We start from the raw sequence: 20,364 nt of genomic DNA on the forward strand, positions 1-20,364 counted from the left end.
TTAGTCTGAAGCCTCATTACATTTTTGGAGTAATACCATGCGCACCTATCCCACCGACAGTCCCAAGGCCGTGTGCCGCCTGCTGGCCCTGGCCATGATCGTGGACGGCCACCTGGCGCCGTCGGAACTGCGGGCGCTGCGCCATTCGGGCATCCTGCAGCGGGTCGGCGTGGACGAAGACCTGTTCGACGACGTCGTCCAGGAAGTGTGCGAAGACCTGCTGGCCAGTGCCGACCGCCGCCGTGCCAGCGAGGTCGAGATCGACAGCCGCATGCTCGACACCCTGCTGCGCGAGATCCGCGACCCGGCGCTGCAATTGGCGCTGATGAAGGCCATGCTCGACATCGTCCACGCCGACGAGGTGCTGGACGGCCGCGAAAGCCTGCTGATCCAGCGCGGCTTCAAGGCGTGGGGTGGGCCGCCGCCGATGCCGGCGCCGGCTGCGGTGCGATCATCAGCCGGTTCGTATACGGGCTGAAGCGGGCGCGCCCGCGGTAGGGCACCGGGGCGTACTCGTACATCAGGCAGGGCAGCAGCGAATACTGGATCACCAGCAGCAGGCGCGGGCGCGCCTGCGGCGGCACGCCCTTGTGGATGCCCTTGTTGTCGATCGCGACCGCGGTGCCGGCCGGCCCGATGATGGCGATGCTGCCGCCGTGGCGGCGCTGCACGTCCGGGTCGGCATAGCGCTGCATGCGCAGCGGCATGCGGTCGAGGTGGCTGCGCGGGACATAGTGGTGCGGCCCGGACCTGTCGTCGACGTCGGTCAGGTAGACCAGCAGCTTGATGCTGCCCGGCTCGACGTCGCGGTGAAAGTGCTGGACGTCGGCATCGCCGTCGCCGTCGACCGGAAACGACCAGCGCAGGCCCATCAGCGTGATGACCGGCGTGTAGCCGAGGTAGCCGGCTGCGAGCGCCAGCATGTCCGGGCGGTTCGCCAGATCCAGCACGTGCGGGCAGTTGACGACGGTCTCGAGCGGATAGTCGCCGATGTTGGCGTCGCGCGGCGCCGTCTCCAGCGTGAATGCGGCGCCGTTGCCGCGCGCCGCGATCAGCGGGCGCGGCCGCAGCCAGGCCAGCATCTCGGCACATTGGCACGGCGACAGCAAGCGGTCCATCCGCAGGAAACCCTGTGCGCGCAGGATCGCGACCCGCGGGCCCGGCTCGCGCGGGCGGCCGTCGCGTCCGTGCAGCGCGCCCAGCCCGGCGATCAGCGCCCGGGTGGTGACGCGCCGCAGGCGCCGGCTGGTGCAGACGCGCTGCGCGTAATAGCCGAGCAGCTTCAGACGGGCGCGCGCGCCGCCGCGGACGGACAGGTATTTTTGCATGGGCTTCCCGGTAGAGTCGAAGAACGGGTGCTGCCTGGAATAACAGGTAATTGTAGAACGGAAATATTGCAGCTTATTGACGCTGACGCGTTAAACCATGTAAATATCCGGGCCGCATTGCCAGCGCCTGCACCGGCGTGCAGCAGCGCGCCTGCTGCGTGCCTGCCGCGATCGAAAATCGCTACACTGCCAGCTCCGCACTATCATCCATCGAACGCGAAAGGACCGACATGGCAACCCGCAAGATCGCAGTACTGGTAGGCAGCCTGCGCAAGGCCTCGTTTACCCGGAAGCTGGCCAAGACCCTGATGCTCGCCGCGCCGCCTACGCTCGAACTGGACATCGTCGAGATCGGCGGCCTGCCGATGTACAACGAAGACGACGAGACCGACAGCCCGCCCCCTGGCTGGACCGAGTTCCGCGACCGCATCCGCGAAGCCGACGGCATCCTGTTCTGCACACCGGAATACAACCGTTCGCTGCCGGGCGCACTGAAGAACGCCATCGACGTCGGCTCACGTCCCTACGGCAAGGCCGCCTGGACCGGCAAGCCGTGCGCCGTGGTCAGCCAGTCGCCGGGCGCGCTGGGCGGCTTCGGCGCCAACCACGCGGTGCGCCAGACCCTGGTCTTCCTCAACATGCCCTGCATGCAGATGCCGGAGGCCTATATCGGCGGCATCGCCGGCAAGTTCGACGGCGACCAGCTCACCGACGACGGCCTGCGCAGCTTCCTGCAGCAGTTCATGGAATGCTTCGCAACCTGGGTGGAGCGCCACGCCGACTGACGCATGAGCGAAAAGCCCGATTATGTGCCCCAGGCCCCCTCGACCTACGGGCGGCCGCCGCCCGGCCTGCGCCGGCGCATGTACGACGTCATCTTCGAGGCCGACACCCCGGCCGGACGCCGCTTCGACATCGCGCTGGTGGGCGCGATCATGCTCAGCATCCTGGTGGTCGTGCTGGACAGCGTGCCCCAGCTGCACTTCGGCTACGGCTGGGTGCTGAACCGGCTGGAATGGGGATTCACGGTGCTGTTCACGGCGGAATACATCGCGCGCCTGGTGTGCGTGCGGCGCCCGTGGCGCTATGCCACCGGCTTCTACGGCGCGATCGATTTGCTGTCGGTCGTGCCCACCTATTTTTCGCTGCTGGTGCCGGGCACCGAACTGCTGATCGACATCCGCATCCTGCGCCTGCTGCGCGTGTTCCGCATCTTCAAGCTGACCCTCTACCTCGAGGAATACACGCGCCTGGGCGAGGCGCTGGCGGGAAGCCGGCGCAAGATCGCGATCTTCCTGTCGGTGGTGCTGATGGCGATCCTGATCCTCGGTACCCTGATGTACGTGGTCGAAGGCCCGAAGAACGGCTTTACCAGCATCCCGGTGGCGATGTACTGGGCCACCGTCACCATGACCACGGTCGGCTACGGCGACATCACCCCGCACACCCACCTGGGCAAGGCGATCGCCTCGTTCATGATGCTGCTCGGCTGGGGCATCCTGGCGGTGCCGACCGGGATCGTGACGGCCGAGATGTCGGCCCGGCGCGGCGACCGCCGCCACGGGCCGGCACGGGCGCTGGCCAGGGCGGTGGCGCCGCCGCAACCGCGCACTTGCGAGGACTGCGGCAGCGGCGGGCACGAGCCGAGTGCCCGCTTCTGCAAGGATTGCGGGGCGCCCCTTAAAACCTGAACCCGGCGCGCAGGTAGTAATAACCGCCGTTGATGCCGAACGGCGAGAAGCTCGGGTACACCGTCACCGCGGCGTTGTCCAGGTTGGCGCGCTGCTCGGCCAGCAGGGCGCCGTTTACCTTGTCCGGATACTGGTTGAACAGGTTGTTGGCGCCGGCCGACACGGTCCAGGCCTTGCCGATCTGGTAGCTGACCTCGAGGTCGGTGATCGCGGTCGGCTTGACCTCGGTCTCGTAGTAGGTGGCGCCGTCCGACGACTGCAGTTCCGAGGCCTTGCCGTAGAAGGCTTCGCGCAGGTTCACGGTCCACGGGCCGCTCTTCCACAGTGCCCCCAGGTTCACGCGCATGCGCGGCGAGGCGGTTTCGAGGTCCGAGATCGCGGTGCGGTCGAGCAGGGTCTGCGGCTGCAGCTGGGCCGGCGCCTGGTTGATGCGGATCACCTGCACCTTGTTGTAGTTGGCCGCCAGCGACCAGTCGACCCTGCCGGCGCTGCCGTAGTTGCTGTTCAGCGTGGCGACGAATTCCAGCCCGCGCGAGCGCGTGTTGACCGCGTTCGAGAAGATGTTGATGCCGGTCTGAACCACGCTCGGGTCGAGCACGTTGCCGTTGGCCAGGATGGCGGCGGTGACGGCCGGCGAATTGACCGCGCCGCCCGAGCCGTACAGCGAACCGGAGCCGACGATGCGGTCGCGGATCGTGATCTGGTAGGCGTCCAGCGTGATCGCCAGGTTGGCCTGCGGATTGAGCACGATGCCGGCGCTGATGTTGGTCGAGGCTTCCGGCTTCAGGCCGTCGATGCCGACCAGGCGCGCACCGGCCGAGTTCGGCGCCAGCTGCACGAAGGCGGTACGCGGGCCGACGTTGGTGGCCGAATAATAGGACTCGGCGAGGGTCGGGGCGCGGAAGCCGTTCGACCAGGTGGCGCGCACCGCGGCCGCCGGCGAAAAGTCGTAGCGGCTGGTCAGCTTGCCGACGCGGGCGCTGCCGAAGTCGCTGAAGCGTTCGTAGCGGCCGGCCAGGTCGACGGTCCAGCCCTTGACCGGTTGCCCGGCCAGGTTGACGTAGACCGCCTTGTTGTTGCGGCTGTGCTCGCCCGCATCGGTGAGCGAGAAGCCGGGGAAGGATTGCGAGCCTTCCTTGTAGCGCGAGGCGGCGTCGCCGGCGCCGATGGCGTAGGTGTCGCGCCGGTGCTCGAGGCCGACGGCGAAGGTCAGCGGCGTGGCCCAGCCGGTGTCGAATTCGTGGCTCAGGTCGAGGTTGTTGGTCCACTGGCTGGCCACGAACTGGCCTGCATGGAAGTCGAGCGGGGTGGCGCCGGTGTCGTTGAACAGCGAGATGTTGGCCGAGTGCGCGACCCCGAGGTCGGCCTTGTCCTTGCCGTAGGTGCTGGACAGGTCCCAGCGCCAGGCGCCCGGCAGCTGGCCCTTGATACCGGCGGTGAAGGCAAAGTCTTCCTCGTCGAAGGTTTCCTGCGGCGAGAAGCCGGTCGGATAGATCGACGGCAGCCGGTCCGGCGTACGGTAGTTCTCGAACGCGGCCGCCTCTTTCTTGCCGTAGGTGGCGAAGCCGTACAGGTTGAGGTTGGGCGACAGCTCGGCGCCGAAGTTGGCGGCGGCGATGTGCTGGCGGTACTGGGCGTCGCCGGAAATGTGGTTGACGTAGGGGTAGCCCGGGTGGTCGCGCAGCTGCGGGTAGCGCTGCAGGTTGGCGGCGTCGATCACGCGCGGGTCGATCCCGCCGCGGTCCGAGAAGCCGTGGTACTTGGTCTCCAGGGTCAGGCTGAGGAAGGCGTCGGTGAAGGGCGTGAGGCCGAGGTTGACGCTGCCGTCGCCGGTGCGGCCGCCGCCGTCCCCATAGCCGCCGCCGTTGACGTTGCCGGTGCCGCCCTGGTAGTTCGATTTCAGGATGATGTTGACCACGCCGGCGATGGCGTCGGTGCCGTACTGCGCGGCGGCGCCGTCCTGCAGCACCTCGACGTGGTCGATCGCCGCCACCGGGATGTAGTTCAGGTCGGCCGCGGCGCCGCCCTGGTAGGGCCCGCCCAGCACGGCCAGGTTGGCGGTGCCGTGGCGCCGCTTGCCGTTGACCAGCACCAGCGTGTTGTTCGGCGACAGCCCACGCAGGCGCGCCGACAGCGTCATGTTGGCCATGTCGCCGCCGAAGGCCTGGGCGGTCAGCGAGGGCAGGTTCTGCGACAGCGCCTGGATCAGGTCCGGCTGACCGGTGCGCGCCAGCGAGGTGGCGTCCAGCACCTGCACCGGAGAAGCGCTGTTTTCGACTTTCAGGCCGGCGGCGCGGGTGCCGGTGACGATCACGACGCCGCTGTTGGTGGGACCCGTCGCCGGCGCTGCGGCAGCGGCATCCGGCGCAACTGGCTTTTCATCGTCGGCCGCGTGGGCGAGTCCCAGGCTGCAGGACAGGACACCGGCGGCGACGCCGGAATGGAGAATGGCCTTGTGCATGTTGTACCCCTGATCTTGGAAAAACGTTGTCGTTGGAATGGGTGTCGGGCGGTGCGTTTATTTTTTGGCGGCGACCACCTCGATCTCGACCAGCCAGCCGGGATTCGACAGCGCCGCCACCTGCACCACGGCGCGTGCCGGCAGGTTGGGCTGGGGGCCGCCGAAGAAGCGGGTGTAGCCTTCCATGAAGCCGGCGACGTCGGCCTTGCCGTTCTTGGCGGGGTCGCCGACCAGGAACACCTGCATCTTGACCACGTCGCCCATCGTCAGGCCCATGCCTTTGAGGACGTCCTGGATCTTGGTGAGCACGCCGACCGTCTGGGTGCGGGTATCGCCGAAGGCGGCCAGCGAATTCGGGTCGGCCGCCTTGTCGACGGCCGGGGGCACCTGGCCGCTGATGAAGTGGATCGTGGTGCCGGCCGGCAGCGTGACCGCCTGGGCGATCGGGAAATCCGAATTCGGGATCTTGTGGCGGACGATGCCCTGGGCGCCGGCGACGGCGGGCAGCAGGCCGAATGCAGAAACGAGTACGGCAGCGAGTGCGGTGCGGGAGAGTGTCATGGTGGCTTTCGCTAGTGGGAGTTCAATGCTTGTTGCCGAAACGGCTGCGGGTGGCGGGTCCGACGCCGAGGGCGAGGCGGCGCGCGCCGACTTCCTGTTCGCCCAGCGGGGCCGCGCTGTTGCCCCAGCTGCTGCGCACGTAGCTCAGCACCTGGGCGATCTCGGCGTCGTCCAGGCTGCCGGAGAAATCGGGCATGCCGCCGCGGCCCTTGAGCAGCACGGTGGCGACGTCGTCGGGGGCGCCCTGGACGAAGCCGTTGCCGGCCAGCGCCGGAAACGCGCCCGGGATGCCCTTGCCGCTGGCCTGGTGGCAGGCGGCGCAGTTCTTGGCGAACAGGGCCTTGCCGTCCGCTGCAGGGACCGGGACCGGAGCTGCGGCCGGGGCCTGCGCCTGCGCACCGTGGGCGGCGGCCAGCAGCGCGGCCAGGGTCAGGATGTGGCGCTTCATGCGTTGCCTCCCATGGTGGCGCGCTTGTGCAGCTGTTCGATCTGCTGCCAGGCCGATTCGATGGCGCCGGCCTGCCAGCCGGTCAGGTAGCTCATGTGTTCGCCGGCCAGCAGGACGCGGCCTTCGCCTTCGAGCAGGACCGGGTAGGCGTTCTTGCGCCCGGCCTCGTCCCATTCGGCCCAGCCGCCCAGGTTGTACTGGACGCGGTGCCAGGCCACCGAGAACGCGTTCTCGAAGGAACTGCGGTAGGGCGGGAAGATCTTGGCGCCGGCGTCCAGCGCGAATTCGGTGCGCTCGGCCGGGCTCAGGGCGCTGACTTCGATCGCATCCAGCGCGTAGTGGTAGTAGCCGAGCAGCACGCCCTTCTTTTGCTGCCAGCCGGAAGAGGGCAGCGAGATCGTATTGATGCCCTTGATGTCGGTCAGCACATGGCCGCCGTAGATCTGGTCGTCCTCTTCCCAGAAGCGGCGCTTCATCTGCAGCCCGATCTTGCCGACCGGGGCGTAGGACACCGCTTTCAGGGCGGTCTTGAAGCGGTCCGAGAAATCGGTGTCGAGGGTGCGCAGGATCGACAGCGGCATCGCGCACAGGCAATAGTCGGCTTCGACGGTGGAGACCTTGCCGGAGGCCGTGTCCTTGACCGCGACCGTCACCTTGCCCGGTGTCTGGCGCAGGCTCTGCACTTCCTGGCCGTAGCGGATCTTCCTGCCGAGCCGCTTGGAAAAGGCCTGGGCGATGCGGTCCATGCCGCCGACCGGCTGGAACATGGTCGCGTGCATCGGGAATTCCTGCACTGCGCTGTACACCTTGCCGACCCGCGACGACAACAGCTCGCGGAAGCCGAGCGGGTCGTTGGGCTGGCCCGGGCGCAGGCCGGCACCGGGATTGACCGCGTAGCCGGCGCCGTTGCGGCCGCGGTAGACCAGGTCCTTCTTGGTGAGGGCGCCTTCGTGGGCGAGGTAGTCGAGCAGCAGCATGCGGTCATCGGCGGTCAGCTCGGCGTCCAGCTGCCTGGCCTGCACCGACTTGGCCAGCAGCTCGGCCACGTGGCCGCGCATGTCGGCCTTGACCTGTTCCTGGCGCATGCGCTTGCCCGAGAACGGGCCGGCGTCTTCCATATACAGCCAGGCATGGTCGTTGTCGTTGACCATGACTTCGAGCGGCACGTCGAACAGGCGCGTGTAGTACAGCGTCGACTGGTGGTCGAGCGGGATGCGCCAGGGGCCGTGGTTGATGTAGAGGCCGTCGTCGAAGCGGCAGGTCTGCGTCTCGCCGCCCAATTCCTGCAGGGCGAAACCCTTGCGCGCCGTCTGGCAGCGGCCGCCGGCGAAGGGCCGCGCTTCCAGCACCTCGACCTGGTAGCCGAGCTTGCCGAGCTCGAAGGCGGCGGTCATGCCGGCCAGGCCGGCGCCCAGGATCACGACCTTCTTGCCCTTGCCGCTGCCGGACAGTTCGGGCGGTGCATGGGTCGTCGACGCGATCCCCATGCCCCAGGCATTCATGGTGTTGAGTAAGAGGGCCGAGCCGCCGACGGCGGCAGCCCGGAACAGAAATTCGCGTCGCGTAAGCGACGGGGTCGTACTGATCATCCGCACCTCATGGGTTGTTACGGGGAATTGCTGCCTTTGTGTTTCAGCAATACCTGTGCCAACGAGATGGAGTAGACGTGTTTTTATTTAGTTGAAAATAAAGTTTTATGCTGATTCATGTAAACAGAATTCGGCAGACCATAGCTTCGACGAATAAAGTTTGAGAAACACTGCAGTGGCAGCTCTGTATGGACAGATCCATGCGGCGTACAAAAGATGACAAAAAAACTTTGTTTTGCTCGAACAAACTATGTTCGATGGTCCCGCCGCGCGCTTATGGCGTACGCATACGCCGCACCCGGATTGCCCCTTCCCGGTCGCGCAGCGCTCGTTTTGGTGCGCTGCACCAATGCGGCCCGGTATGCACCCGATTGGCAAGCGGCGCCGTGCAATGTGGCGCAACTGGCATCACAGCCTTTTCAAGAAACAAGCCCTGCGCATTTGATCCATATCAAGGGTGGCGAGCTCATCCACCGTAGTCTGCTTCGTGTTGTGCACCGCATGCGCGCCTTACCATGCGGCGTAGTGATGCAGCGCAATGATTACTGCGGCAGGTCGCTGTGGTATGTCAATAAACCGTTTATTCGATTGTTCATCCATCCATGACAGCGAGGTGAATCATGTATCCATTTCCGCATTCCGTGAACCCAGCCATGCGTTCCCACATCGACGCCCAGACCGCCTATATGAATGACGTGTCGAAGTCGATCTTCAGGTCCTTCCAGCAGATGATGGATCTCAACATCCAGCTGGCCCAGACCATGCGGGAAGAGACGGCCATGATCGGCAAGCAGATGGTCAGCGCCGACCGCCAGTCGGAGGTACTGGGGGCGGCCGCCTCGCGCGCCCAGCCGGCCAGCGACAAGCTGCGCGCCTACCAGCAGCACATCACGCGCCTGGCAGCCGATACCCAGGTCGAACTGGCCCGCGTGACCGAACAGCACGGGCAGACCACGGCCCGCACCGCCCGCGTGCTGGCCGACGAGGTGGCGCGCGACGCCACCGAGCAGACCGAACGCGGCCTGCGCGCCCAGCAGGAAACCGCGCGCCAGTTCACCGATCCGTTCACGCGCGACGGCGCTGCGCAGGCGCGCGCGGGCATGCCGAACGGGCAATCGGGCATGTCGATGGGTAATAGTGAAAGCAGCATGGCGGGGCAGTCGGTACCGGCGACCGACAAGCAGCCGGCGGGGCAGGCGGGACGCGGCGCGTCCGCGCACTAGCACCGGCATGGGGCAGCGTGCTGCCCTGAGCCGAGGTGAAAGCCGGAGTAAAAGGTAGGAAGGCAGGGCGGGTGTGGTGCATTGCACCGCACCCGCCCTGCCTTGCACTCTATTGATCAGCGTTGCAGTTCGGCTGCGCCGCTGCCGTCCTTGTCCAGCCAGTAGCTGAACTGGCCGAAACTGGGCACGGCGCCGGGGTCGCGGTCGCGGTAGAACTCGTCCAGCATCTGGCGGTAGGCGCCGCGCCGCGAAAAGGCGGGATGGGTGACGCGGTAGCGCGTGGCGGCGGTGCGGAAGGTGACACGCGTCGCGGCGTCGATGTTCAGGCCAGGCGGCTGGCCGGCCTTGCGTGGGCGCCCGCGCTTGATCCCTTCGTTGGCGCCGCGGGTCTTGCCGCGCGCACCCGAGTTGCCGTAGTCGGGCAGCAGGGCGTCGGGGGTCTGGCCGCGTTCCCAGAAACGGCGCAGGTAGCGCAGCACGCTGGGGCGCGACACGCCGTGCGTCTCGGCGCAGCGTGCCACCAGCGCGGCGCGCTCGCGCGCGTCGTACAGCGCCGGCACCTCGGCCTGCAGGCTGTGCACGATGGCCCAGGCCCGCGCCTGCAGGTCGCGGTGCTTCTGCGGCAGCAGGGGTGCCGGCGGCGGGGCGGCATACGGATCGTGCAGCAGCAGGCGGGCACGCCGCGCCAGCACCTCGCCGGCCACGGCCTGCAGCGTTTCGGCGCATGGCTGGGCATAGGGCTGGCCGAGTTCGAAGGTATATACCAGTGCGCGCGCACGGTCGATCCACAGCACGCGCACGGTGCGCTGCGGTGCAAGGTATTCGATCACATCATTGGGCAGAAACACGGCACGCTCCTTTGCAATGCAGGTAATTGAACCCTAGCAATTATCGGGCCAGCCATGGCGATTCCTTCCAATGCAAGCCGGGCACCCTTAGCGCATATCAAAGGTGAATAGTCTGTTGTCCTTAGTCTGTGAGCTTCGCCGCAGCCGCATGCGGCACTGCAGCGAAACTGCGGCGATCAGGCAGCGCCGCCCAATCACAACCAATCACTTAGCGAGGCACACCCATGTTTCCGTATCCGCAAGCCGTGAATCCTGCAGTCCGTACCCACGTCGATGCCCAGACCGCGTTCATGAACGACCTGTCGAAATCGATGTTCCGCACCTTCCAGCAAATGATCGACCTGAACATCCAGCTGACCCAGACCATGCTGGAAGAAACCACCCTGGCCAGCAAGCAGGTGCTGAGCGCCGACCGCCAGTCGGAACTGCTGAGCGCCGCTACCTCGCGTGCCCAGCCCGCCAGCGACAAGCTGCGCGCCTACCAGCAGCACATCACCCGCCTGGCTGCCGATGCTCAGGTGGAAATGGCGCGCGTGACCGAGCAGCACATCCAGAACACCAGCCGTACCGCACGTGCGCTGGCCGACGAAGTGGCGCGCGACGCCAGCGAGCAGACCGAACGCGGCCTGCGCGCCCAGCAGGAAACCGTGCGCCAGTACGCAGACCCGTTCTCGCGTGACGGCGACGGCGCCGGCCGCCAGGCACGGACCGACAGCGGTAGCGAGAACGGCTATACCGGTGGCGACGGCAGCTCGCGTCAATCGATCCAGCCGGGCCAGACGCAGGGTGGTATCCAGGGCCAGCGCGGCGCAACCTCGCACTGATCCGGCGTAATCGCGGTCCACGGCAGGGCGGTGGTGCACGGCCGCCGCTCCATGCCGGTGCCTGATCCGCCGCCTAGCGCCGCTGCAGCACCTGCTGCAGAACCGTTTCGCGGTATTGGCGGCTGCACGGCACGCTGGCGCCGTTGCGCAGAATGAGTTCGCAGTCGCCCTTGTCGCGCGGCAGTATCCGATCGATCCAATCCAGTTGTATGGCGGCACGCCGATGACAGCGCACGAAGCCCGGCCCGAGGCGCGGCAGCAGGCCGGCCAGGGTCTGGCGCAGCAGCGGGCTGCCGTCGACGGTGTGCAGGGCCACGTAGTTGTCGGCGGTTTCGATCCAGCCGATGTCGGCCACCCGCACCACCCGCGTGGCGCCGCGATCCGTTACCAGCAGCTGGCGCAGCGGACGGTCCGGCAGCCGGGGCAGGGCCTGGGCCGGCCTGTCAGCGGACTCGTCGGATTCGTCCGCCGCACGGGTATCGCGGCCCGCCTCGAGCCGCGTACGCAGGCGCTGCAGCGCCCGCTGCAGGCGCAGTTCGTCGCAGGGCTTGAGCAGGTAGTCGATGGCGTCGACCTCGAAGGCTTGCAGCGCGTAGCGGTCGTGCGCGGTGAGGAACACCACCAGCGGCGCCGGTTCGGGCAGCGATGCGGCCAGCTCGATGCCGGACAGTTCCGGCATGGCGATGTCGAGGAAGATGGCATCCGGCCAGCAAGCCTCGACCTGGGCCAGCGCTTCGAAGCCGTCGCCGGCCTCATCCACGGCGCTGATGCCGGCCTGTGCGGCTTGCTGCACCAGCAGGCGGCGCAGGCGCTCGCGCGCCGGGCGTTCGTCGTCGACGATCAGGAGCCGCATGGCAGCCTCAGCTCGACACGCACGCCGCCACCGGGGCGGGACGATAGGTCGAAGGCGGCCTGTCCGCCGTACATCGCGGCCAGCCGGGCCCGCAGGTTGGCCAGGCCGATGCCGCCCGTGGCCGTGCCCGAACCCGGACGGGCGCCCTGCGCCGGGGCGGGCACCGCATCCGGCGCGGCGCTGCCCGCCGTGCCATCCAGGCGGCCGCCATCGTCGTCCACGCGCAGCACCAGCCGGTCGGCTTCGCGCCGCGCCGACACCACGATGCGGGTCAGGCCGCGCCGCCGTTCGACCGTATGCTTGAACACGTTTTCCAGCAGCGGCTGCAGGCTCATCACCGGCACCGGCAGGGCGTCGACCGCGGCATCGACGTCCCAGTCGATCTCGACGCGGCCGGCGAAGCGCTCGGCCATCACGCCGGCGTAGCCGCGCGCCAGGCGCAGCTCGTCGCCGAACGGGGCCTGGTCGTGCTGGCCCAGGTCGAGGGTGGCGCGCAGCACCTCGGCCAGGCGCAGCAGGGTGGCGTCGGCCTTGTCGACGTCGCTGTGCATCAGCGACGAGATCGTATTCAGGGCGTTGAACAGGAAATGCGGCTGCATCTGCTGCGCCAGGCGCTGCAGCTGGGCCTGGCGCAGCAGGGCGTTGGCCCGTTCGGCATGCAGCTTCTGTTCCAGCAGCGCACGGTAGGATTCGACGCCGAAGCGCACCGCCGTGAACAGGCCGACGAAGATCGAGATCTTGATCGACTCGTACAGGAACAGCTGGGGCAGCGCGTCGTGGGTGTAGGTCTCGCCGGCCAGCCCATATACGCCGTGGCGCAGGCCGAAGGCCAGCGGCACGAAGGCGATCCAGTACATCGGCAGGAACAGCGCCTGGCGCGCGAACCAGCGCAGCGGGGTGCCGAGCAGGCGCGCATCGCCGCGCGACAGGCGCAGCTGCACCAGCGCCAGCAGCGTGCATACCAGCGCCGACGAGCCTTCCCACAGCACCGGCTTCCACAATTGCCCGGCGTGGCCGCCACGGATGAAGTCCTGTACGGCGACCCAGGTCATCATGGTCCAGAACAGGATCCAGGCGAGGGCAAACACGAGCTTGCGGTGCAGGGTCGGCATGCGAAAATCATGGGCCATGCGCGAAGGCTTGTCAAAAAAGCTTTCCTGTTCGCTATAATACCTGTCGCATTTCGCGCGACAGCGCCGAACCCATGCCGTTAGAATCGGCCTCATCCACGATCTGAATGGCAACTCCATTGATTACAATGCTCAAGGCCGGCTTGCCCGCGGTCGCCGGCCTTGTCAGCGCCCTCATCGCCATCTGCGCGCTGGCAGGCTGGGCGCTCGGCATCGGTTACCTGACTTCGGTCGTTCCCGGCCTGCCCACGATGGTGCCGATGACGGCGCTGCTGACCTTGCTGGCCTGCGCATCGCTGTGGCGCCTGCGCGAGACGGGAGGCGGGCGCGCGAACGTCGCGGCGGCGCTGCTGACGGCAGCGTCGCTGGTGATCCTGCTGGCGCATGCGACCGGCATACCCTTGCCTTTCGTCGTGCGCGGCAGCGCGGCGGGCGCGCGCAGCCTGGCCTCGCCGGTGACCGCCCTCATGTTCGGCGCACTCGGCGCCGGCCTGCTGGCGATGGGGCGCCCGCGCCACGTGCGCCACGGCCAGGTGCTGGCGCTGGGCGTGCTGCTGCTGGCGCTGCTGACCCTGGCCGGCTACGTGTTCCGCGACACCTTCCTGTACCAGCTGCTGCCCGGCAAGGGCACCTCGATCCTGACCACCACGACGCTGATCCTGCTGTCAACCGCGGTGCTGGCGCTGCGTCCCAACGAAGGGATCATGGTGGCGCTGGCCGGCCCCGACCCGGGCGCCTGGATCGCGCGCCGCCTGCTGCTGTCGGCGCTGACCATGCCGGTGCTGCTGGGCATGGCCGTCGCCGTCATGCTGCGGGTGAAGGCGATCGACGTCCCCACTGCGATCGCCTTCCTGGTCTGGGGCATGGTGGTGCTGTTCACCGTCGCGGTGTGGCGCTTCGCGCTGATGCTGTACCGGATCGAGGTGGCGCGCCGCCTGGCCGAGCTGGAACGCCAGGCCGCGCTCGAATCGCTGCGCGAGGCCGACGCCAACAAGGATGACTTCGTTGCCCTGCTGGCGCACGAGCTGAGGAATCCGCTGGCGCCGATCCGCGCCGCGGCCGAGCTGCTGCGCATCCAGAACGGCGCCGATCCGGCCCAGCTGCGCCGCACCGCAGACATCATCGCCCGCCAGACCGACCACATCGCGCACCTGGTCGACGACCTGCTGGACGCCTCGCGCGTGCGGCGCGGCCTGATCACGCTGACCCGGGTGCCGGTCGACCTGCACCGGGCCGTGTGCGATGCCGTCGAGCAGGTCAAGCCGCTGGTCGCGCAGCGGCGCCACGCGCTGCAGGTCGAGCTGGGCAAGGTCCATCCGTCCGTGCTGGGCGACCACAAGCGCCTGGTGCAGGTGGTGGCCAACCTGATCGGCAACGCCGCCAAGTACACGCCCGAGGGCGGCGCCATCCGCGTCGAGATGCGGATGGCACCGGACAGCGTCGAAGTCAGCGTGGCCGACAATGGCATCGGCATCGACGCGGCGCTGCTGCCGCGCGTGTTCGATTCCTTCATGCAGGCCACGCGCACGGCCGGACGCGCCGACGGCGGACTCGGCCTCGGGCTGGCGCTGGTGCGGCACCTCGTCGAGCTGCACGAGGGCCGGGTCGAGGCGCACAGCGCCGGGGCCGGGCAGGGCAGTACCTTCATCGTCACGCTACCGCTGCTGCAGAATTGACGTCGTCCCCGCGCAGGCGGCAACGATGGGTCAATTCTCGATCTCGTCCTCGCCCGGCTTGCGTCCACGTCCGCGGTCCAGCCCTTCCTGCATGCCATCCACCTCGCGCATGAACTGGTCGATGCCGTGGTCGGGGCTGACCCGCACCTCGGGCGGCAGCAGCACCCACATATAGAGTTCGTCGGAAAAGCGCCCGCTGCGTTGCACATTGGCGACCAGGATCAGGCACGAGCCGAGCACCGCCATCGCGGCGCAGATCCAGCGGTAGCGCAGGCGGTGGCCGGGGCGGATGGTGCACAGGTGGAAGTAGATGACGCCGGCCAGCAGCAGTGTCGCTGCGTGCGAGGCGTAATGGGTGAAGCCTTCGAGCGACAAGGCGTAGCCCAGCAGGCTGGCCAGCAGCGTGCACAGGGTCAGCGCCAGCAGGCCGCAGCCGAACACGAACAGGTGGCGTCCGAGGCGCGCGTGGCGCCCGAACAGGCGGTTGGCGAAGGCCCAGGCCCCGCTCCACAGCAGCGCCGCGCCGATGCCCCAGGCCAGGGCTTCGAAGTAGCGCACCAGCTCGAAGTACTGGATGTCGCTCAGCCAGCGCGCGAACAGGGTGGTGGCGCCCACCAGCAGCGTGCCGGCGGCGCCCGGCAGCGCCCCTTCCCAGCGGTGCAGGGTGCGGTCCGGCAGTTCCGGCGCGACTTGGAAGCCGGCCGCGCGGATGCGCAGCGCGGTGTGGCCGATGCGCACCACGGTGTCGCCGTCCAGCGCCAGTTCGGCGTGGCGCCGGCCGCGGTGGTGGATGCCGTTGCGCGAGCCGAGGTCGCGCAGCACCAGGCGCCCGCCGGCGTCCAGCTCGGCCAGCGCGTGCGCGGCGGCGGCGTAGTCGTCGTCGAGGATCACGTCGTTGCCGTAGCCGCGTCCGAGCCGGATCGGCAGCGCGTCGACGCGATGGCGCTGCAGCACTTCGCCGGCACGGGTCAGGATCTCGACGAACCAGGGACCCGCCCCCGGCGGCGCACTCGCAGCAGCATCGGCTGCCGCAGCATCGCCTGCCGCAGGACTGCCTGCCGGGACCGAAGCGATCGGCGGCCCGTTCATCGGCGCGTGCTCCGCCCGAGCGCGGCCAGGAAGGCGCGCGTGGCCCGGGTGCCGTTGTCGTAGGAAACGCCGGCCAGGTCGAGGCGGCTCTGCAGGCTGGCCTGGCCGTCGTCGGTGCTGGCGGTCAGCAGGGTGAAGTTGTACAGGCCGGCGAACTTGCGGTAGGCGCGCACGCACATCACGGCGCGCAGCGGCAGGGTGGCGGTGTGCACGAACTGCTCGCTGCAGGCGGGCCGGGTCAGGCGCGTGTCCCTGGAGGAGCCGATGCGGTCGACCCGGAAACGGCTGCTGGCCAGCACCGAGAACTGCAGCGGCTGCAGGCTGGCCGAGCGCAGGTACTGGTGGCTCATCGACACGTGGCCGGTCTGCTGGGTGTCGGAGACGTAGATCGCGGCTTCCATCGCGCAGCTGACCGCGTCCACGGTGAATTCGGCCTCGGCGCGGAAGTTGGAGCGCCCCCAGCAGCGCAACTGCTGCGATTCGCGCACCGGCACCCGGTACGGCCCCATCGCCTTGAGCGACAGCGGCTCGGCCAGCAGGCGGTCGATCATCTCGCGCTGGTGCGCCAGCAGTTGCTGGGCGATCAGCGGGTTGAAATTCCTGGGCGGATGCGCCTGCCGCGCAACCTGGGCCAACAGATCCTGGGCATACTTCACCGGCACCAGAAAGCTGACCGATTCGCCGTCGCGGCGCTTGGACACGTTGATGCCCGCCACCATGCCGCTGGCGGTCACGCTGGGACCGCCGCTCATGCCGGAATTGATCGGGCCGGTGAAGATCAGCTGTTCATAGAAGCTGCGCGTGATGGCGCCGTTGTACGCGCCTTCCGAGATGGCGAAGCCGAGGTCGAGCGGATTGCCGAGCGAGTACAGGTACTGGCCCTGGGTCAGCTGCACCGGATGCTCGGGCACCTTGAAGAACCCGCTGCCGGCACGGTCGACCCGCACCACCGCCAGGTCGTGCAGGACGTCGACCGCCATCAGCTCGATCGGCCCGCCCTTGCCGTCGGTGTCGACGTATTCGCCGATGTAGACGTCGGGATCGAGCGCCATCTGCGACACCACGTGGTAATTGGTCAGCACCAGGTTGCCGGTGCCGATCAGGAAGCCGGAGCCGACGGTGGACTGGCTGCGGCCGTTGCGCAGCAGCATGCGGATCTGCAGCAGGTCGGCGCGGGCGGCGGCGTACAGCTGCTGGGCGGCGCTGGAAGGGGTCGGCAGGGTGGCGCTGTCGTCGGTCTCGCCGGGACCGGGCGCAGGCGGCGTGGTGGCGGGCGGCGTGGCCGGCGGTGTGGCGAGTGGCGGTGCGGCCGGCTGGACGGCGGGCCGGGCACCCGGCAGGCGCTGGGCGGCAGGCACGGCGGGTGCAGCAGGCGCGGCCGGCACGATGCCGAAGGCCATGGCCGCGCAGGCGGCGGCACACAGCGCAAGGACAGCGGAGAGCGGGGCAGGGCGCATACCATCCTTTTGCTGGCAAGATGATTAAGGATCATCTTGCCACGTTTGCGCCAAACCCCGCGCCGGGCTATCCGGTCCGGACTTAGAGTTCGCCGTCCAGTGCCGGCTCGGCCGCCGGGGTCATCATGTGGCCCAGCTTGGCCTGCTTGGTGTCGAGATAGCCGGTATTGAAGGCGTTGCGGTTGACCAGCAGTGGCACGCGGTCGGCGACCTTGATGCCGAGCTTTTCCAGGGCCGCGATCTTGCGCGGGTTGTTGGTCATCAGGCGCACGGCTTCGATGCCGAACTGTTGCAGCATCGGCAGCACCAGCTCGTAGTTGCGGGCGTCGGCGTGGAAACCGAGCTGCAGGTTGGCTTCCACGGTGTCGGCGCCGGCTTCCTGCAGGCGGTAGGCGCGGATCTTGTTGACCAGGCCGATGCCGCGGCCTTCCTGGCGCAGGTAGAGCAGGATGCCGCGGCCTTCGGCAGCGATCTTCTTGAGCGCGCCTTCCAGCTGGGCGCCGCAGTCGCAGCGCTGCGAGAACATCACGTCGCCGGTCAGGCATTCCGAGTGGATGCGCGCCAGCGGCGGCTCGCCGTCCTTGATGTCGCCGAGAGTCATGGCCAGGTGTTCCTTGCCGGTTGCATGCTCGACGAAGGCGTGCAGGGTGAACTGCGCCCATGGCGTCGGCAGCGTGCACGAAGTGACGTAGTCGAGCAGGGCGGCATTGTCTGGCAGGGCGGCATTGTCTTGCATGGCGGTGTTCCCGAAACGAAGTAGTGCGATATGGAGTAACCGGAGAGTTTACCGGAAATCGGACATGGCCGTGCGGAGCAACGTTATTACTGTAAAGATATTAACTATATGCATCAGTGCTGTGCTACGCTGGCGCCCTGCATTCCGTCCTGCCAGTTTCATTCTATGCCGACCGTCCCGACCTTCTTCCACCGCCTGCTGCCGCGCGCCCTGGGTGCCTGGATGGCGCTTGCCTTTGCCCTGCTGTCCATCGTATTTACGCTGGTGCTGAGCGCCGTCATCGAGCGCAAGGCCACCGAACAGGTCAAGAGCGGCATCGGCTACGGCCTGGCCGACCGCGCGGCCCAGACTTCGGACAAGCTCGAGCGCGGCATGTTCGAGCGCTACCGCGAGGTCGGCCTGATCGCGCGCCGCCACGACCTCGGCGCCGACGTCCCGCTGGCACGCCGCCGCGAGACGCTGGAACGGGTACAGGCCAGCTACGGCTATTACAGCTGGATCGGCCTGGCCGGGATCGACGGCCGGGTGCAGGTGGCGGCACGCGGCATGCTGGAAGGCGCCGACGTGTCCAGGCGGCCGTGGTTCGACGACGCGCTCAAGGGCGACCACGTCGGCGACGTGCACGATGCCGTGCTGCTGGCGAAGCTGCTGCCGCACCAGGCCGAACCCTGGCGCTTCGTCGACGTCGCCTTCCCCTATCTGGACGAACGCGGCAACACCGTCGGCGTGCTCGGTGCCCACCTGTCCTGGCAATGGGCGCGCGACGTCGAGCGCTCGGTCATGGCCGGCGTCGGCGCGCGCAGCAACGTCGAGGCGCTGATCGTCGATGCCGCCGGCAGCGTCCTGCTGGGGCCGCCGGACAGCGCCGGCCGCAAGCTGTCGCTCCCGAGCCTGGAGCTGGCGCGCAGCCAGCTCGGGAACGGCTATGTCGTCGAGCGCTGGCCGGACGGCAAGTCCTACCTGGTCGGCTATGCGCGCGGCCACGGCTATGCCGACTACCCGGGCCTGGGCTGGACCGTGCTGGTGCGCCAGGAGGTGCTCGACGCCTATGGCCCGGTACGGCGCCTGCGCGAATACGGCCTGATCGCCGGCGTCCTGCTGGCGGCGCTGTTTTCGCTGGCCGGCGTGCTGGTGGCGCGCCGCATCACCCAGCCGCTGGGCGAGCTGGCCGAGTCGGCGCGCCGCATCCGCGCCGGCGAACCGGTCAAGCTCGGGGCCGAACACGGGCGCTACGTCGAGGTGCAGGCGCTGTCCGGCACGCTCGACGCGCTGGTGGCCGACCTGATGCAGCAGCGCAAGGAATTGAAGGAACTCAACGCCACGCTGGAGCAGCGCGTCGAGCAGCGCACGCGCGAGCTGGAACAGGCGCTGGTGACGGTCAGTGCCGGCAAGCAGCGCATCGACACCATCCTCGGGACCGTGCAGGACGCCTTCGTCGCGATCGACCTGCAGGGCCGCGTGGTCGATTGGAACGCGGCCGCCGAAGCCATGCTCGGCTGGCGCCGCGACGAGGTGCTGGGCCGCCTGGCCGTCGAGCTGATGGTGCCGGCGCACCTGCGTGCCAACGCGCTGGACGCGCTGCAGCGCTTCCGCGATACCGGCGAGCTCGAGATCCAGGGCCGCCGCGTCGAACGCGTGCTGTGCCGGCGCGACGGCAGCGAAGTCGAGGTCGAAATGACGGCGGCCATTGCCGGTACCCCGGAGGGGCCGTTCTTCAGCATCTTTGCGCACGACATTTCCGGGCGTAAGCAGGTCGAGCGCATGAAGAACGAGTTCGTTTCCACCGTCTCGCACGAGCTGCGCACCCCGCTGACGTCGATCAGCGCGTCGCTGGCGCTGCTGGCCGACGGCATGGCGGGCGAACTGCCGGCCGATGCGCAGGGCCTGGTCGGCATCGCCAACGCCAGCTCCGAACGCCTGGTGCGCCTGATCGGCGACGTGCTCGACATCCAGAAGATGGACGCCGGCCGCATGGAATCCAGCCGCGAAGTCCAGCCGGTCCTGCCGGTCGCCGAAGGCGCAGTGGCGGCCATGGCCGGCCTGGCGGCGCAGGCCGGGGTGACGCTGGCCTGCGAAGCCGGCCCCGGTGCCGCGGCACTGCGCGCCGGCATCGACCGCGACCGCATCACCCAGGTGCTGGCGAACCTGCTGTCCAACGCCGTCAAGTTTTCGGAAGCGGGGACGACGGTGACGACGCGGGTCGAAGACGGCGGCGGCTGCGTACGCCTGTCGGTGACGGACCAGGGCAGCGGCATTCCGGAAGCCTTCCGCGACCGCGTGTTCCAGCGCTTCGCCCAGGCCGACGGCACCAATTCGCGGCGCAGCGGCGGCACCGGACTGGGACTATCGATCTGCAAGGCGATCGTCGAGCAGCATGGCGGGACCATCCGCTTCGACAGTGTTGCGGGGCAGGGCACGACCTTCGTGGTCGAGCTGCCGGCGGCCTGAAC

18 protein-coding genes are annotated in these 20,364 nt (G+C 68.4%); 7 read left to right on the top strand and 11 right to left on the bottom strand.

From position 1 onward, the window contains the following. The first annotated feature begins 37 nt into the window (after nt 1–37). Nucleotides 38–478, top strand: a complete 441-nt coding sequence (locus tag FBX97_RS16760; RefSeq protein WP_141833520.1) for a TerB family tellurite resistance protein — start codon at nt 38–40, stop codon at nt 476–478. Here the strand turns inward: FBX97_RS16760 and FBX97_RS16765 are convergent. Further along, nucleotides 402–1,328 (bottom strand): phytanoyl-CoA dioxygenase family protein, encoded by a 927-nt coding sequence (locus FBX97_RS16765; protein ID WP_141833523.1) that lies wholly within the window; start codon nt 1,326–1,328, stop codon nt 402–404. The genes FBX97_RS16760 and FBX97_RS16765 overlap by 77 nt on opposite strands. Nucleotides 1,329–1,558: 230 nt before the next feature. On the opposite strand from FBX97_RS16765, the gene FBX97_RS16770 reads away from it, so the two are divergent. Together FBX97_RS16770 and FBX97_RS16775 are read left to right on the top strand one after the other, a co-directional pair. After that, nucleotides 1,559–2,113 carry an NADPH-dependent FMN reductase gene (locus FBX97_RS16770; protein ID WP_141833526.1) on the top strand — a complete coding sequence of 185 codons (555 nt, stop codon included), beginning with the start codon at nt 1,559–1,561 and terminating at the stop codon, nt 2,111–2,113. Nucleotides 2,114–2,116: 3 nt separating this feature from the next. Then, nucleotides 2,117–3,019 carry an ion transporter gene (locus FBX97_RS16775; RefSeq protein ID WP_141833529.1) on the top strand — a complete coding sequence of 301 codons (903 nt, stop codon included), beginning with the start codon at nt 2,117–2,119 and terminating at the stop codon, nt 3,017–3,019. Here FBX97_RS16775 and FBX97_RS16780 read toward each other — a convergent pair. The 4 genes from FBX97_RS16780 to FBX97_RS16795 are packed head-to-tail and all read right to left on the bottom strand — an operon-like array spanning nt 3,009 to nt 8,078. Beyond that, nucleotides 3,009–5,480, bottom strand: coding sequence for a TonB-dependent siderophore receptor (locus FBX97_RS16780; RefSeq protein ID WP_141833532.1), 2,472 nt, complete (start codon nt 5,478–5,480; stop codon nt 3,009–3,011). The genes FBX97_RS16775 and FBX97_RS16780 overlap by 11 nt on opposite strands. Nucleotides 5,481–5,537: 57 nt before the next feature. Next, on the bottom strand, nt 5,538–6,041 hold the full coding sequence (locus FBX97_RS16785; RefSeq protein WP_141833535.1) for a RidA family protein: 504 nt from the start codon (nt 6,039–6,041) through the stop codon (nt 5,538–5,540). A gap of 22 nt (nt 6,042–6,063) precedes the next feature. Next, on the bottom strand, nt 6,064–6,489 hold the full coding sequence (locus tag FBX97_RS16790; RefSeq protein ID WP_141833538.1) for a cytochrome c: 426 nt from the start codon (nt 6,487–6,489) through the stop codon (nt 6,064–6,066). Further along, entirely contained in the window at nt 6,486–8,078 is a 1,593-nt protein-coding gene (locus tag FBX97_RS16795) for a flavin monoamine oxidase family protein (RefSeq protein ID WP_255517494.1), read from the bottom strand. The genes FBX97_RS16790 and FBX97_RS16795 overlap by 4 nt, the downstream gene beginning before the upstream one ends. A 653-nt stretch (nt 8,079–8,731) precedes the next feature. Between FBX97_RS16795 and FBX97_RS16800 the strand changes: the two genes are divergently transcribed. Further along, nucleotides 8,732–9,301: a phasin family protein gene (locus tag FBX97_RS16800; protein ID WP_255517495.1), complete on the top strand. Its 570-nt coding sequence runs from the start codon at nt 8,732–8,734 to the stop codon at nt 9,299–9,301. A gap of 116 nt (nt 9,302–9,417) precedes the next feature. On the opposite strand, the gene FBX97_RS16805 is transcribed toward FBX97_RS16800, so the two are convergent. Further along, nucleotides 9,418–10,149 (bottom strand): hypothetical protein, encoded by a 732-nt coding sequence (locus FBX97_RS16805; protein ID WP_141833544.1) that lies wholly within the window; start codon nt 10,147–10,149, stop codon nt 9,418–9,420. Between the two features lie 224 nt (nt 10,150–10,373). On the opposite strand from FBX97_RS16805, the gene FBX97_RS16810 reads away from it, so the two are divergent. After that, a complete protein-coding gene (locus FBX97_RS16810) occupies nt 10,374–10,973 on the top strand; it encodes a phasin family protein (RefSeq protein ID WP_141833546.1) in 600 nt (199 codons plus the stop codon). A 73-nt stretch (nt 10,974–11,046) separates the two neighbouring features. On the opposite strand, the gene FBX97_RS16815 is transcribed toward FBX97_RS16810, so the two are convergent. After that, nucleotides 11,047–11,826 carry a LytTR family DNA-binding domain-containing protein gene (locus FBX97_RS16815; RefSeq protein ID WP_141833549.1) on the bottom strand — a complete coding sequence of 260 codons (780 nt, stop codon included), beginning with the start codon at nt 11,824–11,826 and terminating at the stop codon, nt 11,047–11,049. Continuing rightward, the gene (locus FBX97_RS16820; protein ID WP_255517496.1) at nt 11,814–12,956 is read right to left on the bottom strand and encodes a sensor histidine kinase; all 1,143 of its coding nucleotides are present in this window, start codon (nt 12,954–12,956) and stop codon (nt 11,814–11,816) included. Before FBX97_RS16820 ends, FBX97_RS16815 begins: the two co-directional genes overlap by 13 nt. 107 nt (nt 12,957–13,063) lie before the next feature. Here FBX97_RS16820 and FBX97_RS16825 point away from each other — a divergent pair, with 107 nt between their 5' ends. Beyond that, complete coding sequence (locus FBX97_RS16825; protein WP_141833552.1) at nt 13,064–14,632, top strand: sensor histidine kinase KdpD; 1,569 nt, start codon at nt 13,064–13,066, stop codon at nt 14,630–14,632. Nucleotides 14,633–14,662: 30 nt separating this feature from the next. Here FBX97_RS16825 and FBX97_RS16830 read toward each other — a convergent pair whose 3' ends face one another. The 3 genes from FBX97_RS16830 to ribA all read right to left on the bottom strand — a co-directional run bounded on the left by FBX97_RS16830 (nt 14,663) and on the right by ribA (nt 17,914). Then, nucleotides 14,663–15,721, bottom strand: coding sequence for an FHA domain-containing protein (locus FBX97_RS16830; protein ID WP_141833555.1), 1,059 nt, complete (start codon nt 15,719–15,721; stop codon nt 14,663–14,665). Continuing rightward, a complete protein-coding gene (locus FBX97_RS16835; RefSeq protein WP_141833559.1) occupies nt 15,718–17,178 on the bottom strand; it encodes a serine protease in 1,461 nt (486 codons plus the stop codon). The genes FBX97_RS16830 and FBX97_RS16835 overlap by 4 nt, the downstream gene beginning before the upstream one ends. A gap of 82 nt (nt 17,179–17,260) precedes the next feature. Beyond that, complete coding sequence (ribA, locus tag FBX97_RS16840) at nt 17,261–17,914, bottom strand: GTP cyclohydrolase II (protein ID WP_141833562.1); 654 nt, start codon at nt 17,912–17,914, stop codon at nt 17,261–17,263. Between the two features lie 165 nt (nt 17,915–18,079). On the opposite strand from ribA, the gene FBX97_RS16845 reads away from it, so the two are divergent. After that, nucleotides 18,080–20,362 (top strand): ATP-binding protein, encoded by a 2,283-nt coding sequence (locus FBX97_RS16845; RefSeq protein WP_141833565.1) that lies wholly within the window; start codon nt 18,080–18,082, stop codon nt 20,360–20,362. Nucleotides 20,363–20,364: the final 2 nt, after the last annotated feature.

The sequence above is a fragment of the Herbaspirillum sp. SJZ107 genome (assembly GCF_006715485.1).
Lineage (GTDB): Bacteria > Pseudomonadota > Gammaproteobacteria > Burkholderiales > Burkholderiaceae_D > Telluria.

Coding starts and splice junctions, on each gene's coding strand:
- FBX97_RS16835 (WP_141833559.1), bottom strand. CDS start 17,178: ATGCGCCCTGCCCCGCTCTCCGCTGTCCTTGCGCTGTGTGCCGCCGCC.
- FBX97_RS16810 (WP_141833546.1), top strand. CDS start 10,374: ATGTTTCCGTATCCGCAAGCCGTGAATCCTGCAGTCCGTACCCACGTC.
- FBX97_RS16765 (WP_141833523.1), bottom strand. CDS start 1,328: ATGCAAAAATACCTGTCCGTCCGCGGCGGCGCGCGCGCCCGTCTGAAG.
- FBX97_RS16825 (WP_141833552.1), top strand. CDS start 13,064: ATGGCAACTCCATTGATTACAATGCTCAAGGCCGGCTTGCCCGCGGTC.
- FBX97_RS16790 (WP_141833538.1), bottom strand. CDS start 6,489: ATGAAGCGCCACATCCTGACCCTGGCCGCGCTGCTGGCCGCCGCCCAC.
- FBX97_RS16815 (WP_141833549.1), bottom strand. CDS start 11,826: ATGCGGCTCCTGATCGTCGACGACGAACGCCCGGCGCGCGAGCGCCTG.
- FBX97_RS16775 (WP_141833529.1), top strand. CDS start 2,117: ATGAGCGAAAAGCCCGATTATGTGCCCCAGGCCCCCTCGACCTACGGG.
- FBX97_RS16760 (WP_141833520.1), top strand. CDS start 38: ATGCGCACCTATCCCACCGACAGTCCCAAGGCCGTGTGCCGCCTGCTG.
- FBX97_RS16780 (WP_141833532.1), bottom strand. CDS start 5,480: ATGCACAAGGCCATTCTCCATTCCGGCGTCGCCGCCGGTGTCCTGTCC.
- FBX97_RS16795 (WP_255517494.1), bottom strand. CDS start 8,078: ATGATCAGTACGACCCCGTCGCTTACGCGACGCGAATTTCTGTTCCGG.
- ribA (WP_141833562.1), bottom strand. CDS start 17,914: ATGCAAGACAATGCCGCCCTGCCAGACAATGCCGCCCTGCTCGACTAC.
- FBX97_RS16830 (WP_141833555.1), bottom strand. CDS start 15,721: ATGAACGGGCCGCCGATCGCTTCGGTCCCGGCAGGCAGTCCTGCGGCA.
- FBX97_RS16800 (WP_255517495.1), top strand. CDS start 8,732: ATGCGTTCCCACATCGACGCCCAGACCGCCTATATGAATGACGTGTCG.
- FBX97_RS16770 (WP_141833526.1), top strand. CDS start 1,559: ATGGCAACCCGCAAGATCGCAGTACTGGTAGGCAGCCTGCGCAAGGCC.
- FBX97_RS16820 (WP_255517496.1), bottom strand. CDS start 12,956: ATGGCCCATGATTTTCGCATGCCGACCCTGCACCGCAAGCTCGTGTTT.
- FBX97_RS16785 (WP_141833535.1), bottom strand. CDS start 6,041: ATGACACTCTCCCGCACCGCACTCGCTGCCGTACTCGTTTCTGCATTC.
- FBX97_RS16845 (WP_141833565.1), top strand. CDS start 18,080: ATGCCGACCGTCCCGACCTTCTTCCACCGCCTGCTGCCGCGCGCCCTG.